This window comes from Streptomonospora wellingtoniae, from assembly GCF_031845375.1.
Classification (GTDB): Bacteria; Actinomycetota; Actinomycetes; order Streptosporangiales; family Streptosporangiaceae; genus Streptomonospora; species Streptomonospora wellingtoniae.
Genome location: NZ_JAVREK010000003.1, coordinates 42,400 through 56,226, shown reverse-complemented (window position 1 = coordinate 56,226; position 13,827 = coordinate 42,400). Strand labels below are relative to the sequence as shown.

Annotated in this window: 11 protein-coding genes; 7 read left to right on the top strand and 4 right to left on the bottom strand. The window is 72.5% G+C overall.

The annotated features are described in order from the left end of the window. Window positions 1-168: 168 nt before the first annotated feature. Window positions 169-966, bottom strand: coding sequence for a nuclease-related domain-containing protein (locus RM446_RS03800; RefSeq protein WP_311543674.1), 798 nt, complete (start codon window positions 964-966; stop codon window positions 169-171). A 209-nt stretch (window positions 967-1,175) separates the two neighbouring features. On the opposite strand from RM446_RS03800, the gene RM446_RS03795 reads away from it, so the two are divergent. Then, window positions 1,176-2,600, top strand: coding sequence for an amidase (locus RM446_RS03795; protein WP_311543673.1), 1,425 nt, complete (start codon window positions 1,176-1,178; stop codon window positions 2,598-2,600). Here the strand turns inward: RM446_RS03795 and RM446_RS03790 are convergent. Further along, window positions 2,521-3,819 carry an MFS transporter gene (locus tag RM446_RS03790; protein ID WP_311543672.1) on the bottom strand — a complete coding sequence of 433 codons (1,299 nt, stop codon included), beginning with the start codon at window positions 3,817-3,819 and terminating at the stop codon, window positions 2,521-2,523. The genes RM446_RS03795 and RM446_RS03790 overlap by 80 nt on opposite strands. A 151-nt stretch (window positions 3,820-3,970) precedes the next feature. Between RM446_RS03790 and malQ the strand changes: the two genes are divergently transcribed. Next, window positions 3,971-6,022, top strand: coding sequence for a 4-alpha-glucanotransferase (gene malQ / locus RM446_RS03785; protein WP_311543671.1), 2,052 nt, complete (start codon window positions 3,971-3,973; stop codon window positions 6,020-6,022). 109 nt (window positions 6,023-6,131) lie between these two features. Here the strand turns inward: malQ and pepN are convergent, their stop codons facing one another. Continuing rightward, on the bottom strand, window positions 6,132-8,678 hold the full coding sequence (pepN, locus tag RM446_RS03780; RefSeq protein ID WP_311543670.1) for an aminopeptidase N: 2,547 nt from the start codon (window positions 8,676-8,678) through the stop codon (window positions 6,132-6,134). 268 nt (window positions 8,679-8,946) lie between these two features. Here pepN and RM446_RS03775 point away from each other — a divergent pair, with 268 nt between their 5' ends. From RM446_RS03775 to RM446_RS03755, 5 genes are all read left to right on the top strand, one after another. After that, on the top strand, window positions 8,947-9,585 hold the full coding sequence (locus tag RM446_RS03775; protein ID WP_311543669.1) for a mycothiol-dependent nitroreductase Rv2466c family protein: 639 nt from the start codon (window positions 8,947-8,949) through the stop codon (window positions 9,583-9,585). Window positions 9,586-9,805: 220 nt separating this feature from the next. Next, window positions 9,806-9,961 carry a hypothetical protein gene (locus RM446_RS03770; protein WP_311543668.1) on the top strand — a complete coding sequence of 52 codons (156 nt, stop codon included), beginning with the start codon at window positions 9,806-9,808 and terminating at the stop codon, window positions 9,959-9,961. A gap of 66 nt (window positions 9,962-10,027) precedes the next feature. Then, complete coding sequence (locus tag RM446_RS03765) at window positions 10,028-11,455, top strand: aldehyde dehydrogenase family protein (RefSeq protein ID WP_311543667.1); 1,428 nt, start codon at window positions 10,028-10,030, stop codon at window positions 11,453-11,455. 111 nt (window positions 11,456-11,566) lie between these two features. Beyond that, window positions 11,567-11,728, top strand: a complete 162-nt coding sequence (locus RM446_RS03760) for a hypothetical protein (RefSeq protein WP_311543666.1) — start codon at window positions 11,567-11,569, stop codon at window positions 11,726-11,728. A gap of 105 nt (window positions 11,729-11,833) precedes the next feature. Beyond that, window positions 11,834-12,310 (top strand): ribose-5-phosphate isomerase, encoded by a 477-nt coding sequence (locus RM446_RS03755; protein ID WP_311543665.1) that lies wholly within the window; start codon window positions 11,834-11,836, stop codon window positions 12,308-12,310. An 81-nt stretch (window positions 12,311-12,391) separates the two neighbouring features. Here RM446_RS03755 and RM446_RS03750 read toward each other — a convergent pair whose 3' ends face one another. Then, window positions 12,392-13,666: a GNAT family N-acetyltransferase gene (locus tag RM446_RS03750; RefSeq protein WP_311543664.1), complete on the bottom strand. Its 1,275-nt coding sequence runs from the start codon at window positions 13,664-13,666 to the stop codon at window positions 12,392-12,394. Window positions 13,667-13,827 lie beyond the last annotated feature (161 nt).

Genomic DNA, 13,827 nt, shown 5'->3' with positions numbered 1-13,827 from the left:
CGTCTCGGTGCCAAAGATCGGGTGTCCGTATGGTGAGACGAGTCGAGGGAGTGCGTTGGGGAGCACGGTTCGCAGACGCAGGAACGCGCCGGACCTCGGCGGTCCGGCGCGTTCGGGAGGTGTCGGTGCGGGTCGATGGGAGGGCCGGCCCATGGAGGCGCCGGCGGCTCAATAGCGGGCCGGCAGCACGTTCTCGGCGGCGTCGGCGATCTGCTCGATCTCTTTGTCGGTCAGGCGGTCGTTGCCGCCGCGCAGCCACTTGCGGACCTTCGTGCCGGCGATGACGTCGACGCCGCGCAGGTTGTGGCTGTCCCAAGGCAGGGTGGGGCCGTAGATCGCCAGGGAGGGCCGCACCCGGATGTCGCGGCCGAGGCGCTCGGCGATGAGGCGCTCGGCGGTGCGGGCCTCCTCCAGCGCCTCGTCGATGCGCTCGTTCTTGGAGAACTTCCCGTGGTAGAGCTTCTCCAGCTTGTTGCGCAGCGGCAGGCGCTTGTCCCAGGCCTCGGAGTCGATGGCGAACGCGCCGCGCCGGCCCACGATGAAGTGGTCGATCTGGCCGTTGCCGCCGGGGATGCCGCGGGCGTGCAGCACGCGGTAGCCCAGGCGCTTCATCACCCGCAACTGTGCTTCGGTGCGGCGTTGAGCGGCGGAGGCCCTGCGCCAGCGCGGGACCTCGGAGTAGCGCCGGGAGGAATGGACGATGAGGGCGACGAGCGCGGCCGCGGCGAACGTGGCGCCGATCCGCCAGTCCTGGGTGAGGAAGCCGCCGGCCGCGCCGACGGCTGTCGCGGCACCGCCCCGCACCAGCCAGCGCCGACCCGATGCCGAGGTCAGCGCACCGTAGGTCTTGCGGGCCGTGGTCTGAGACGTGCCGGTGCCCCGGGAACTCGTATCGCGGGAACTACTGAAGGGCGAACCGGAGCGGCTCTGCTGCGCGGCGCCGTTGACTGGGGTTGCCGAATCCACGCTGGAAAGAGTAGTTCGATCCATATGCGAGTCCTAGTACATCGAATCTCACACTTTACTTTCCCGTCCTCTGGTGCATTCTCACGTGTGCGCAGGGTTGCTCCGGGGAAAGACAGTCCTTCCCCCTGCTTCTCTAGAGAGGCACCGTCGACAGCATCCCCTGGCCGAGCGGTTCTAACACCGCATGGTGCGGACTACGCTCTGATCCCATGGCCGAGATCCACGAGCTTACGGCGATCCAGCAGGCCGAGGCAGTCCGCCGCCGCGAGCTCTCCCCGGTGGAGATTGCGGAGCACTACCTCACACGCATCGACCGCCTCGACGGGCAACTCGGGGCGTTCATTGCGGTTACGGGTGAATCCGCGCGAGATCAGGCCCGAAAGGCCGAGGAGGAGGCGCTCTCCGACACGCCGGGCGAACCCCCTCCGCTGCTGGGCGTGCCGATTCCGATCAAGGACCTGGACGCCGTGGCGGGACTGCCGCACACCTCGGGCTCGGCCGTCTACGCCGATCGCGTGGCCGACACCGACTCCGACGTGGTCGCCGAGCTGCGCGCGGCCGGCGCCGTGTTCACCGGCAAGACCAGCACCCCGGAGTTCGGCTGCGCCTGCTACACCGAGAACGACCTCGTTCCGGCCGCACGCACGCCGTGGGACCTCTCCCGCTCGGCCGGAGGGTCGAGCGGCGGCGCGGCCGCCGCCGTGGCCGCGGGGCTCGCCCCGGCCGCCCACGCCGGCGACGGCGGCGGTTCCATCCGCATCCCCGCCGCCGCCTGCGGCGTGTTCGGGATCAAGCCCACCCGCGGACGGGTGACCCAGGGCCCGGTCAGGCCGGACTTCATCGGGCTCGCCACCGCCGGGCCGATCGCCCGCACGGTCGCCGACGCCGCCCTGGTGCTCGACATCATCTCGGTCAACCGTCCCGGCGACTACTTCACCGCACCGCCGCTGGGGGCGGGGGAGACCTTCCTCGGCCACGCGCTGCGCGAGCCCGGCCGGCTGCGCATCGCCGGCTACCGCTCCTCCCCGGTGCCCGGCGCGCCCGTCGACCCCGAGGTCCAGACCGCCTGCGAGGAGACCGCCAAACTCCTGGCCGGCCTCGGACACGACGTCGAGGAGATCGACCCGCCCGCCGACGCGGCCCTGCTGGAAGACTTCGCGCTCGTCTGGGCGGCGATGGCGGCCGCTGAGCGGATCGACCCGGCCGAGGAGCACCGGCTGCGCCCGCTCACGCGCCATCTGCGCGAGCGCGCGGCCCGGTCCTCGATCGCCGACTACATGGGCGCTGTCGCCCGGCTGCAGAACGGCGTGCGCGCGCTCCTGCCGCGGGTGCTGCCCTACGACGCCGTGCTCAGCCCGGTCACGGCCGCGCCCCCGGTCGAGGTGGGCCACTTCGGCGACGACCCTGCCGAGGAGATGCGCCTGATGACGGAGTATGCGCCGTTCACCTCGCCGGCCAACATCACCGGCCAGCCGTCCGTGAGCGTCCCCCTGCACTGGACCGCGCAGGGGCTGCCGGTGGGCGTCGCCCTCACCGGGCGGCCGGGCGGCGAGCCTACTCTGCTGTCGCTTGCGGCCCAGTTGGAGGCGGTGCGTCCGTGGGCGGACCGCCGGCCGCCGGTGTGGAACGCGTGACGGCCCCTGGACCGGTCGCGGTCGAGCGCAGGCCCAGTGAGGCCAGCGCCGCCAGGCCCGCCGCGGTCGCCGCGCCCGCGGCGCCGGCGGCGATCCCGCCCGCGTCGATGAGCCAGCCGCTCATCGGCGCCGCGAGGGAGATCCCCGCGGTGATCCCGGAGGTGAGCCAGCCGTAGACCTCGCCCCTGCGGCTCGCGGGCGCGGCGTCGCCCAGGCGCTCGGTCACCGCGGCGAGGGTCGGCGCGATGGCCAGGCCGCCCGCGAACAGCACCGGCGTCAGCAGCCACGGCGAGGGCAGGTGCAGCAGCGGCGGCAGCAGCGGGACGAGCAGGGCCGCGCCCGCCGCCGTGCCCAGCGCACGCCTCGCCAACCTGGGCGGCCCGGTGAAGGCGCCCGAGAGTAGCCCGCCCACGCCCGACCCCGCTGCGTAGACCGCCATCAGCGCCCCGGCGTAGCCCGGAGACCCCATTTCGCGCGCCCAGGCCACCATGGTCAGGTCTACCGCGCCCAGGCCGACCGCGAGCAGCGCCGTCATGCCCAGGATGAGCGCGATGCGCGGGCGCAGCAGCAGCGAGCGCGCCGCGCCGTGCGCCGGGTCGGCGTCCGCTCCGGCGGGTACGGCGGGGAGGGGCTTCGACAGCCCCGCGCGCCGCAGGCTCCACGCGAAGCCGGCGGCGCCGAGGCACGGCAGCACCGCCATCACCGCGACCCCCAGGCGGCCGCCGCCCCAGGCCACGGTAACCGCGGCCAGCAGCGGCCCGGCGATGAACAGCAGTTCCTGCAGCGTGGCCTCGGCGGCGAACATGGTCTGGCGGGTCGGGCCGGAGGTGATGCGCGGCCAGATCGAGCGTGCGATCTGGGTCGCCGGGGGCTGGAACAGCCCGGTGGCCAGCGCCAGCGGCACCGAGGCCCACCACAGCTCGGCGGGCAGCAGCGCCAGGGCGGCCAGCCCGGCGCCGTAGACCGCCGCCGAGGTGATCATCAGCCGCGCTTTGGAGCGGCGGTCGGCGAGCCGTCCGCGCAGGGGGCCCGCCACCGCCGTTCCCACCGTCAGCCCGCCCGAGACCAGCCCCGCCAGGCCGTAGGAGCCCGTCCAGCCTGCCACCAGGAACGTCACCGCGATCGGCAGGCCGCCCAGCTGGAGCCGCGCGCACAGCGACCAGAACAGCAGAGCCGGCACATGGGGGACCGCGAAGAGTCGGCGGTAGGTGGAGAACATCGTCGGCATCGTATCGGGAGAATGTAGCTGAAGAAGTGGCAATAGGAATTTAACGCGCTTTCCAGGCAAACCTCACATTCGCCTGCTGGGAAAGCGGAGCGGGCATGGCGCAGCCGCCACGAATCCGCGTGGTGCGGCATTATCGTTGTCTGTGAGCGATGCGGAGCTGGCCCGGCTGGCCGAAGAATACGGCGTGGCTACGACCTACGAGGACTGGCGCGGCGGCCGTGTGCACGTCCCGGTCGACACGCTGCGCCATGTGCTGGGCTCGATGGGCGTGGACGCCTCCTCGCCCCGCACCGCCCTGGAGGAGCACTGGGCACGCCAGGCCACACGGCTGCTGCCCCCGTGTGTGGTCGCCCGGGTGGGCCGACCTCCGCAGCTGCCGCTGCCCGACCAGTCGCGCTGCTGGGTGGAGAAGGCCGGCGGCGGCTGGAGCGAACCCGGCCCGAGCCTGCCGCTGGGCAGGCACACCCTGCACGTCGAGAACGGGGCGGTGCGCCAGCAGGCCCCGCTGCTGGTGGTGCCGGACCGGCTCGACCCCCGCCCCGGGGAGCGGCGGGTATGGGGCATGATGGCCCAGCTCTACTCGCTGCGCTCGCGCGCCTCCTGGGGCATGGGCGACCTGCGCGACCTCGCCGAGCTCGCCGACTGGAGCGCGCGCGACCTGGGAGCCGACTTCACCCTGGTCAACCCGCTGCACGCGACCGAGCCCGTCAGCCCCATCGAGCCCTCGCCCTACTTCCCGGTCAGCCGCCGCTACGGCGGCCCGCTGAACATACGCATCGAGGACATCCCTGAGTACGCGGCCCTGGAGCCCGCCCAGCGCGAGTCCATCCAGCGGTTGGCGCGGCCACTGCGGGAGCACGCCCGCACCGCCGACCTCCTCGACCGCGACGCCGTCTGGGACGCCAAGCGCGCCGCGTTGGGCATGCTGTTCCAGGTGCCGCGCGCACCCGCCCGCGAAGCCGCCTACCAGGCCTTCCTGTCCCGCGAGGGCGCCGCCCTCGTCGAGTACGCCACCTGGTGCGCCTTGGCCGAGGAGCACGGCCGCGACTACCGCTCCTGGCCGGTGGAGCTGCGCGACGTCTCCAGCCACGAGGTCGGCGCCGAAGCGCTGCGCCGCTGGCCCGGTGTGGAGTTCCACCGCTGGTTGCAGTGGATCCTCGACGACCAGCTCGCCGCCGCACAGGCCGGGGCGCGCGCCGCCGGGATGGCCGTGGGCATCGTGCACGACGTGGCGGTGGGGGTGCAGCCCGGCGGAGCCGACGCGTGGATGTACGCCGACTCCCTGGCGCCCGGCGTCAGCGTGGGCGCGCCCCCCGACGAGTTCAACCAGTACGGCCAGGACTGGGGCCAGCCGCCGTGGCATCCGGTCCGCCTGGCCGAGCGGGCCTACGCGCCCTTCCGACAGGTGCTCTGCCAGGGGCTGCGGCACGCCGGCGGGTTGCGCATGGACCACGTGATGGGCCTGTTCCGGCTGTGGTGGGTGCCCGAGGGGGCCACGCCCGACCAGGGCACCTACGTGCGCTACGACCACGAGGGCATGGTCGGCAGTCTCCTGCTGGCCGCACACGAGTTCGGCGCCACCGTGGTGGGCGAGGACCTGGGCACGGTCGAGCCGTGGGTGCGCGATCACCTCGGCGAACGCAACGTTCTGGGGACGTCGGTGCTGTGGTTCGAGCGCCGGGACGACGGCAGCCCCCGCCGCCCCGAGGAGTGGCGCACCGACTGCCTGGCCACCGTGGCGACCCACGACCTGCCGCCGGTGGCCTCCTACCTCTCGGCCGAGCACGTGGAGCTCCGGGACCATCTGGGGCTGCTCGGCCGCTCGGCTGCCGCCGAACGCGCCGAGGCCGAGGCGCAGGTCGCGGCCTGGCGCGACCGCCTGGTGGAACTCGGCCTGCTGGAGCCCGACGTCGACCTGCTCTCCGAGCCCGTCTCGGTCGTCTCGGCACTGCACGCCTACCTCGTGCGAACCCCGGCCCACATGATCGGGATCTCGCTGGCCGACGTGGTGGGCGACCGGCGGATGCAGAACCAGCCGGGGACCAGCGACGCCTACCCCAACTGGCGCATCCCGCTGACCACGGCCGAGGGGGAGCCGGTCCTGCTCGACGAGCTGATTGCCGACCCGCGCCTGGCCGAGCAGGCCCGCCGGACGCTGCGCCCCTTGATCGAACCGTCGTTCCTGGAGTCCTGAGCCGGGCCGAGCGGCCACGCGGCGGCAACCGGCACATCACGTCGATCTTGTAGCCATCGCAAATGGAAATCGCATTCCTTCACGATGGCTACAAGATCAACGGGTCTGGCTAGTCGGCGGCCCGGGCGTCGCAGCGCTGGGCGTCCAGCGCCCGGCGCACGCCCGCTGCGCCCTCGACGAGCAGGCGGCGCAGCGCCGGAGCGGGCTGCCGCTTCTCGATGTAGTCCTCCGTGCGCCGGAGGGTCTCCTCCTCGACCAGGTGGCGGGGGTAGGCCATCTCCGCGAACGTCTGGGCGAACTCCCCCGTCCACTCGCGCCAGGCCTGCTCCAGCAGGTCGAAGTAGCGATCGACGTAGGGCCGGTACAACTCGCGCTGAGAGTGCTCGTTGAACCCGGAGAGCGTGGCGCGGAACTCGGCGTTGGCCATCTCGCCCGAGCGGATCCGGTCCCAGGCCCGGGCCTTGGCTTCGGGCGAGGGGATCGCAGCGCGGCAGCCGGCCGCCTGGCGCTCGCCGGTGGCGGTCGGGTCCAGGTCGAGTTCGGCGGCGATCTCCTTCTCGCCGGCCCGCCCGGCGGCGACCAGCCGGCGCAGCAGCGTCCAGCGCAGGTCGGTGTCGATGGTCAGGCCGTCGACGGTGATCGCCCCGTCCAGCAGTCCCTGCAGCAGCGAGAGGTGCTCGCCGCCGACGGCGGCCTCGGCGAATCCGTTGGCGTAGGCCAGCTGCAGGTCGCCGCCCGGCTCGGCCGACGTGAGCAGGTCGCGCAGGCGGCCGGCGAGCAGGTCGAACCCGCGCTCGCGCCAGGCCGGGTCGGTGTAGTTGTGCAGCGCCGCGACGGCCTGGCGCAGCAGCGACTGCACCACCATCACGTCGCTGACACCGCTGATGCCAGAGACGACCAGCCGCACATAGTCGCGGGCGGCCATCTCGGCGTCGCGGGTCATGTCCCAGGCCGCGGAGAACGACAGCGCACGCGGCAGCGACTCGGCGATCTCGCCGGCGCCCTCGACCACGGTGCGCAGCGAGCGCTCGTCCAACCGGATCTTGGTGAAGGTGAGGTCGTCGTCGTTGACCAGCACCAGGTCGGGACGGGTCTTTCCGACCAGTTCAGGCACCTCCGTGCGCTCGCCGGCCACGTCCAGTTCGACGCGCTCGCGGCGGACGATGCCCTTGCCGGTGCGGTCGTAGAGGCCGATCGCCAGCCGGTGGGAGCGCAGCGTGGGGTGCTCCTCCGCGGCCTCCTGGCGCACCGCGAACGAGGTGAACGCGCCGTCCGGCCCGACCTCGAACTCCGCGCGCATGGTGTTGACCCCGGCGGTCTCCAGCCACTCGCGCGACCAGGTCGACAGGTCGCGTCCGGAGGCCCGCTCCAGGTGGCGCAGCAGGTCCGCCAGTACGGTGTTGCCCCAGGCGTGCTCGGCGAAGTAGGCGCGCACCCCGGCGAAGAAGGCGTCCTCGCCGACATAGGCCACCAGCTGCTTGAGCACGGAGGCGCCCTTGGCGTAGGTGATGCCGTCGAAGTTGACCTCGACTGCCTGCATGTCGGCGATGTCGGCGGCGATGGGGTGGGTCGAGGGCAGCTGGTCCTGGTGCAGCGCCCACGCCTTCTCCACGTTGGCGAAGGTGGTCCAGGCCTCGGGCCACTTCGTGGCGTTGACCTGGCAGTAGACGCTGGCGAAGGTCGCGAACGACTCGTTCAGCCACAGGTCGTCCCACCAGCGCATGGTGACCAGGTCGCCGAACCACATGTGGGCCATCTCGTGCAGGATGGTCTCGGCGCGGCGCTCGTACCGGGCGTCGGTCACCCGCGAGCGGAAGACGTAGTCCTCCAGGAAGGTCACGGCCCCGGCGTTCTCCATCGCCCCGGCGTTGAACTCGGGCACGAACAGCTGGTCGTACTTGCCGAAGGGGTAACGCAGCCCGAACAGCCCGTGGTAGAAGTCGAAGCCCTGCTTGGTCACCTCGAGGATCGCGTCGGCATCGAGGTACTCGGCCAGTGAGGCCCGGCAGTAGACGCCCAGCGGAATGCCGTCGTGCTCGTCGCGTACCACGTGGTAAGGGCCGGCGATCAGCGCGGTGATGTAGGTCGAGACCGGGTCCGTGGCGGGGAAGTGCCACCGCGACTTGGGGCCGGCCGGGTCCTCGACCGCCTCGCCCGCGACGTCGGGGGCGCTGTTGGAGACCACCTCGAAGTCGGCCGGGGCGAAGACCGTCAGCTCGAATGCGGCCTTGAGGTCGGGCTGGTCGAAGCAGGCGTACATGCGCTGTGCGTCGGCCGTCTCGAACTGGGTGTAGAGGTAGGTGCGGCCGTCGACGGGGTCGACGAAGCGGTGCAGGCCCTCGCCGGTGCGCATGAAGGCCGCCTCGGCCAGCACCCGCAGCTCGTTGGTCTCCCGCAGGCCGCGCAGCCTGATGCGCCCACCGTCGAACACCTCCGCCGGGTCCAGCGCCTCGCCGTTGAGCACGACGGAGGACACGCTGGGTGCGGTCAGGTCGATGAAGGTCTCGGCACCCGGCTCGGAGCAGTCGAATCCGACCACCGTGCGTGACTCGAACGTCTGGTCGCTGCCGGTGAGGTCGAGCTCGACGGTGTAGGAGGAGACGGTGAGCACGCGAGCCCGCTCCCGTGCCTCCTCGCGTGTCAGATTGCCCGCCACATCCGCTCCCTTCAGGCCGCCGTCGTCGCCGGCCGGAATCGCTTGTTCCCCGTTGCGGCATCGCTGTCTCGTGCGGTCGCGCCGGAACCGAGGGGTGCAATGCTTGCCGGGTCCGATCCTGCCACGGGCAGCGGTGGAATGCGGAACCGGTCGCCGAGGTTGCAGCCGATTGGCGGCGGGCTCGCTCGCGGCCGCGCGACGGTTGTGCGGCCGGCAGCGTGCAGGCGCCGCGGCGATCGTGTACGACCAGGCGGCGAGGAGATTTCCGGTGAGTGGAAGTGAAGAGCAGGCGAGCGGCGAGACCGTCACCGCCGATTTCTGGTTCGACCCCGTGTGCCCGTGGGCGTGGCTGGCCTCGCGCTGGCTGCTGGAGGTCGAGAGAATGCGTCCGGTGAAGGCGCGCTGGCACGTGATGAGTCTGAGCGTGCTCAACGAGGGCCGCGACGTCTCCGAGGGCTACGCACGGCTGCTCCGGGACGGCTGGGGGCCGGTCCGCATCGCCATCGCCGCCGAGCAGCGGTTCGGCGACGAGGTCCTGGGCCCGCTCTACACGGCCCTCGGCACCCGGTTCCACCTCCGCAAGGAACCGCGCACGACCGAGACCTACCGTGCCGCCCTGGCCGAGGCCGGGCTGCCCGAAGAGCTGGTCGCGGCCGCCGACTCCGCCGAGTACGACGAGGAGCTGCGCCGCTCCCACCACGACGGCATGGAGCGCGTGGGCTATGAGGTCGGCACCCCGGTGATCTCGGTGGAGGGCGTCTCCTTCTTCGGCCCCGTGGTCACCCCCGCGCCGAAGGGCGAGGCCGCCGCGCGGCTGTGGGACGGCGTGCGGATGGTCGCCGGCACCGACGGCTTCTTCGAGCTGAAGCGCAGCCGCGACCGCGAGCCGGTCTTCGACGCCGAGTAGCGGCGCACGGACCGCTGCGCCGGAGGAGGAGCCCTGTCCACGGGTCGGCCGTCGCCGCACGGCGGCGGACGGTGCGCCCGGCCGAAGGTGACCGCGAGTCGGCCGGGGACACGCGGCCGCGGCGGACAGTACCGATGGGCCGTACCCGCGGGCGCGGAACTTTCCGCGCTTCGGCGGCGTCGACCCGCAGAGACCGACGAACGGACGGGAAGGCCTGGGGATGAGTGCACCCGAGGACGAGCGCGTGGTGGAGCTGGGCGAGGACGACCTGGAAATCCTCCCCGACACCACCAGGGACGAGTACGGGCCCGGCTGGGGCGACGAGCGCGACGACAACACCGACCGGCTGCTGGAGGAGCGCCCGCCGCACTGGTGAAACCGCCGATCCCGGAACACACCCGAAGGCCGAGTACCAGAACGCCGTTCTGGGAAAGTGGATGCCATGCGTTCCCTCTACCTGAACGGCGCCTGGACCCCCTCGGCCTCCAGCGGCGCCATCGACGTCATCGACCCCGCGACCGAGGAGGTCGTCGACGCGGTTCCGGCGGGTGACGCCTCCGACGTCGGCCGCGCCGTCGAGGCCGCCGGCGCCGCCTTCCCCGCCTGGTCGGCCCTGCCCTACACCGAGCGGTGCGCGCACCTGGCCCGCGCCCTGGAGCTGCTCCAGGAGCGGGCCGGGAGCGTCGCCGAGGCCATCGCCACCGACATCGGCGCGCCGCTGAAGTTCGCGCAGAAGGTGCAGACCGGTTTCCCGCTGCTGATGTTCCACACCTTCCTGCAACTCGTGGAAGCCCACGGCGAGCGGCTGTTCGCCGGTGAGAAGGCGGGCGAGGGAGAGTCCTTCGTCGTGCGCGAGCCCTACGGCGTGGTCGGCGCCATCACTCCGTGGAACTACCCCCTGCACCAGATCGTGCTCAAGGCCGTCCCCGCCTTGGCGGCGGGCAACACCGTCGTGCTCAAGCCGACGGAGGTCGCGCCGCTGGCCGCCTACGCCCTGACCGAGGCCCTGCACGATTCCGGGCTGCCCGCGGGCGTGTTCAACCTCGTCTCGGGCACGGGACCGGTGGTGGGCGAGGCCCTCGCCGCGCACCCGCGGGTCGACATGGTCTCGTTCACCGGCTCGGGCCGGGCGGGCACGCGGGTCAGCGAGGTGGCCGCGGCGACGGTCAAGCGGGTCGCCCTGGAGTTGGGCGGCAAGTCGGCCAACGTGATCCTGCCCGACGCCGACCTCGCCTCCGCGGTCAACAACGGTGTGGCCGACGTCATGCGCAACACCGGGCAGAGCTGCGACGCGCTGAGCCGGATGCTCGTCCCGCGCGAGCAGTACGGCGAGGCGGTGCGCTTGGCCGCCGAGGCCGCGCGCAAGTACGAGCCGGGAGCCCCCTTCGAGGAGGGCGTGCGCATGGGCCCGGTCGTCTCCGCGGCCCAGCGCGAACGCGTGCGCGACTACATCGAGGTCGGCGTCAAGGAAGGTGCCCGGCTGGTCGCCGGCGGCACCGAGGCCCCGGAGGGCCGCGAGCGCGGCTTCTTCATGCGGCCCACCGTCTTCGCCGACGTCGGCAGCGGCATGCGCATCGCCCAGGAGGAGATATTCGGCCCCGTCCTGGCGCTGATCGCCTACGACACCGAGGACGACGCCGTGCGCATCGCCAACGACACCGAATACGGGCTCTCCGGTGCCGTGTGGTCGGCCGATCCCGACCGCGCGCTCGCGGTGGCGCGGCGGCTGCGCACCGGCCAGGTCAAGATCAACGGCGCGGGCGTGGAGCCGCGGCTGCCCTTCGGGGGCTACCGCCGGTCGGGTGTGGGCCGCGAGTGGGGCCTGCACGGCATCGAGGAGTTCTGCGAGGTCAAGGGCATACAGCGATAACACCTCCCCGGTGCGCAACGGCCGCGGGCGTATGGCACCATCGGCAGCGGTGCGGGGCGCCCGGTGGGCGTCGTCGCGCCCTGTGTCCGGTCGTCCGATTCGAGGTGCGAGTTGAGCAAGCTGACGGAGTCGAAGGCCGGCCCGCTGAGCAAGGACGTCAAGGCCATCGTCCTGGCCAACGTCATCGCGGTGGTCTCGCTGGTCGTCTTCGCCGCCATGGGGATGGGCATCGCCACGGTCGCCACCGGCGAGTCGCTCTTCCAGGGGCTGTGACCGATCCGGGCGGCCGGGCCGCCCGGAGACGGCCCCGCTGTCCGCACGCCCGCGACCGGCGCCTGCGCGCCGGGGACGGGCGCTTCTCATGGGAAACTGGAAGACGTGCGCGTATACCTTGGCAGTGACCACGCGGGATTCGAGCTGAAGGAGCACCTCGTCGCCTGGCTCAAGCAGCAGGGCCACGAGGTCGCCGACGCCGGCCCCGCCGGCTACGACCCCGCCGACGACTACCCGCCGTTCGTGCTGCGCGCCGCCGAGGGAGTGGCGGGCGACGCCGGGACCCTCGGCGTGGTGATCGGCGGCTCGGGCAACGGCGAGCAGATCGCGGCCAACAAGGTCGCCGGCGTGCGCGCCGCGCTGGCCTGGAACGAGGAGACCGCCCGCCTGGCGCGGCTACACAACGACGCCAACGTCGTCGCGATCGGGGCCCGCATGCACACCGAGCGGGAAGCCGAGGCCTTCGTCCGGGTGTTCCTCGAGACGCCCTACAGCGACGAGGACCGCCACACCCGGCGCATCGACATGCTCGGCGCCTACGAGCGCTCGGGTGAGCTGCCGCCGCTGCCCGGCGGAGGCTGAACCCCGTCGATCTTGTAGCTATCGTCACTGGAAATCGTTTTACTTCACGATAGCTACAAGATCAGCGGTGCTGTGCCGGTCCTAGAAGATGTTGCCGCAGTGTGGCCGGTCGGAGCGGTGCAGCGCGGTGTCGAGCCGGTGCACGGCTCCCGGAGTCGCCTCGCGGATCAGCCCGGCGGCCAGGTAGCCGCCCAGCCGGGTGTCGCCGAGGTAGGCGGCTCCCAAGTGCGCGACGTCCAGGCTGACGTCGGGTGCCGCCTCGGTCGAGGTGCAGCGGGCGGCGGTGGTGTCGGCGCTCAGCCGCCAGCGGCCGGCGTTCCACGGGCAGTGGCGGTCGCCGACCTCGATCACCGCGTCCACCGGGGCCGCGTAGGTCCGCTTCTCCAGCGCGGCGGGCAGGTCGACCAGCCGGATCCACAGGTTGTCGACCTGGCGCCTGCGGGCGCGGTAGGGGTCGGCCAGCAGGTGGAACAGCGGGTCGTCGGGTGGGGCCATGTCGTGGGACACCCGCAGCACCAGGTCGCGGGTGAGCACGTGCTCCCACAGCATGGTGGCGGCGGCCGGCGCGGTGGCGTAGACCTCCTTCACCCGCAGGCCGCCTTCCGCGGCGCCGTGCTCGCTCCAAAGCTGCGTGGTGCGGTAGAGGACATAGCCCAGAGGGCCCGCGTCGTCTTCGGCGACAGCGCAGCGCAGGGCGCTCTGGCCGCGGCGGTCCTCGGGCTTGTCGCGCAGCAGCTTGTCCCACCACGCGGCGCTGCGCTGGAACTCGCCGACGCGCTGGGCCGCGGCGGCCTTGTGCACCTCTTCCAGCTCCTTGCGCACATCGTCGGCGCCGGCCAGGCGCAGCCGCAAGGCCGGGTCGCGCGGCGCATCGGGCCGCAGCGCGGCCTCGCGGGTGTGCACGTCGAAGTCAACGGCCCCGGCCGCCGGTCCGTAGCCGAAGCGGCCGTAGATGCCTCCCTCGGAGGCGAACAGCGCGGCCACGTCCTCGCCCCGGTCGCGGATGTCGGCGAGCTGCCTGCTCATCAGCGCGCTGAGGACGCCGCGGCGCCGGCGTGTGGGCCACACGCCCACGCCGGTGACCGCGGCGACCCGGCGCGGGCCGCCGGGCATGGTCATGGTGAAGGAGTGGACTCCGGCGGTGCCCACGGGCCGCGCCCCGTCGAAGGCCGCCAGTGCGCGGTCGCGCTCGATCGACTCCCGCACCTCCTCGAAGTCGTAGTCGGCGATCAGCATCGCCTCGCGGACGACGTGGGCGACGGCGGGCAGCTCGGACTCCTCGGGCACCCGGACGTCCCACCGCGCGACCGGGTCCGGCTCCGCCTCGTGAGCGGAGGATTCACGGGAGAAGGACATGTCCACTGTCCCTATCACCGTCCGCTTTCCCGGCGCGAGCGGTTTTTCTCTCACCGATTGTGACCGGACCGCAGCCGGTTTTCCGCCCGCCCCGGATTGTGATTTCGACTCGAATCGCCTGGGACCTCCTGACCGGCCCGACGGACGGGCCGTGATCTGCC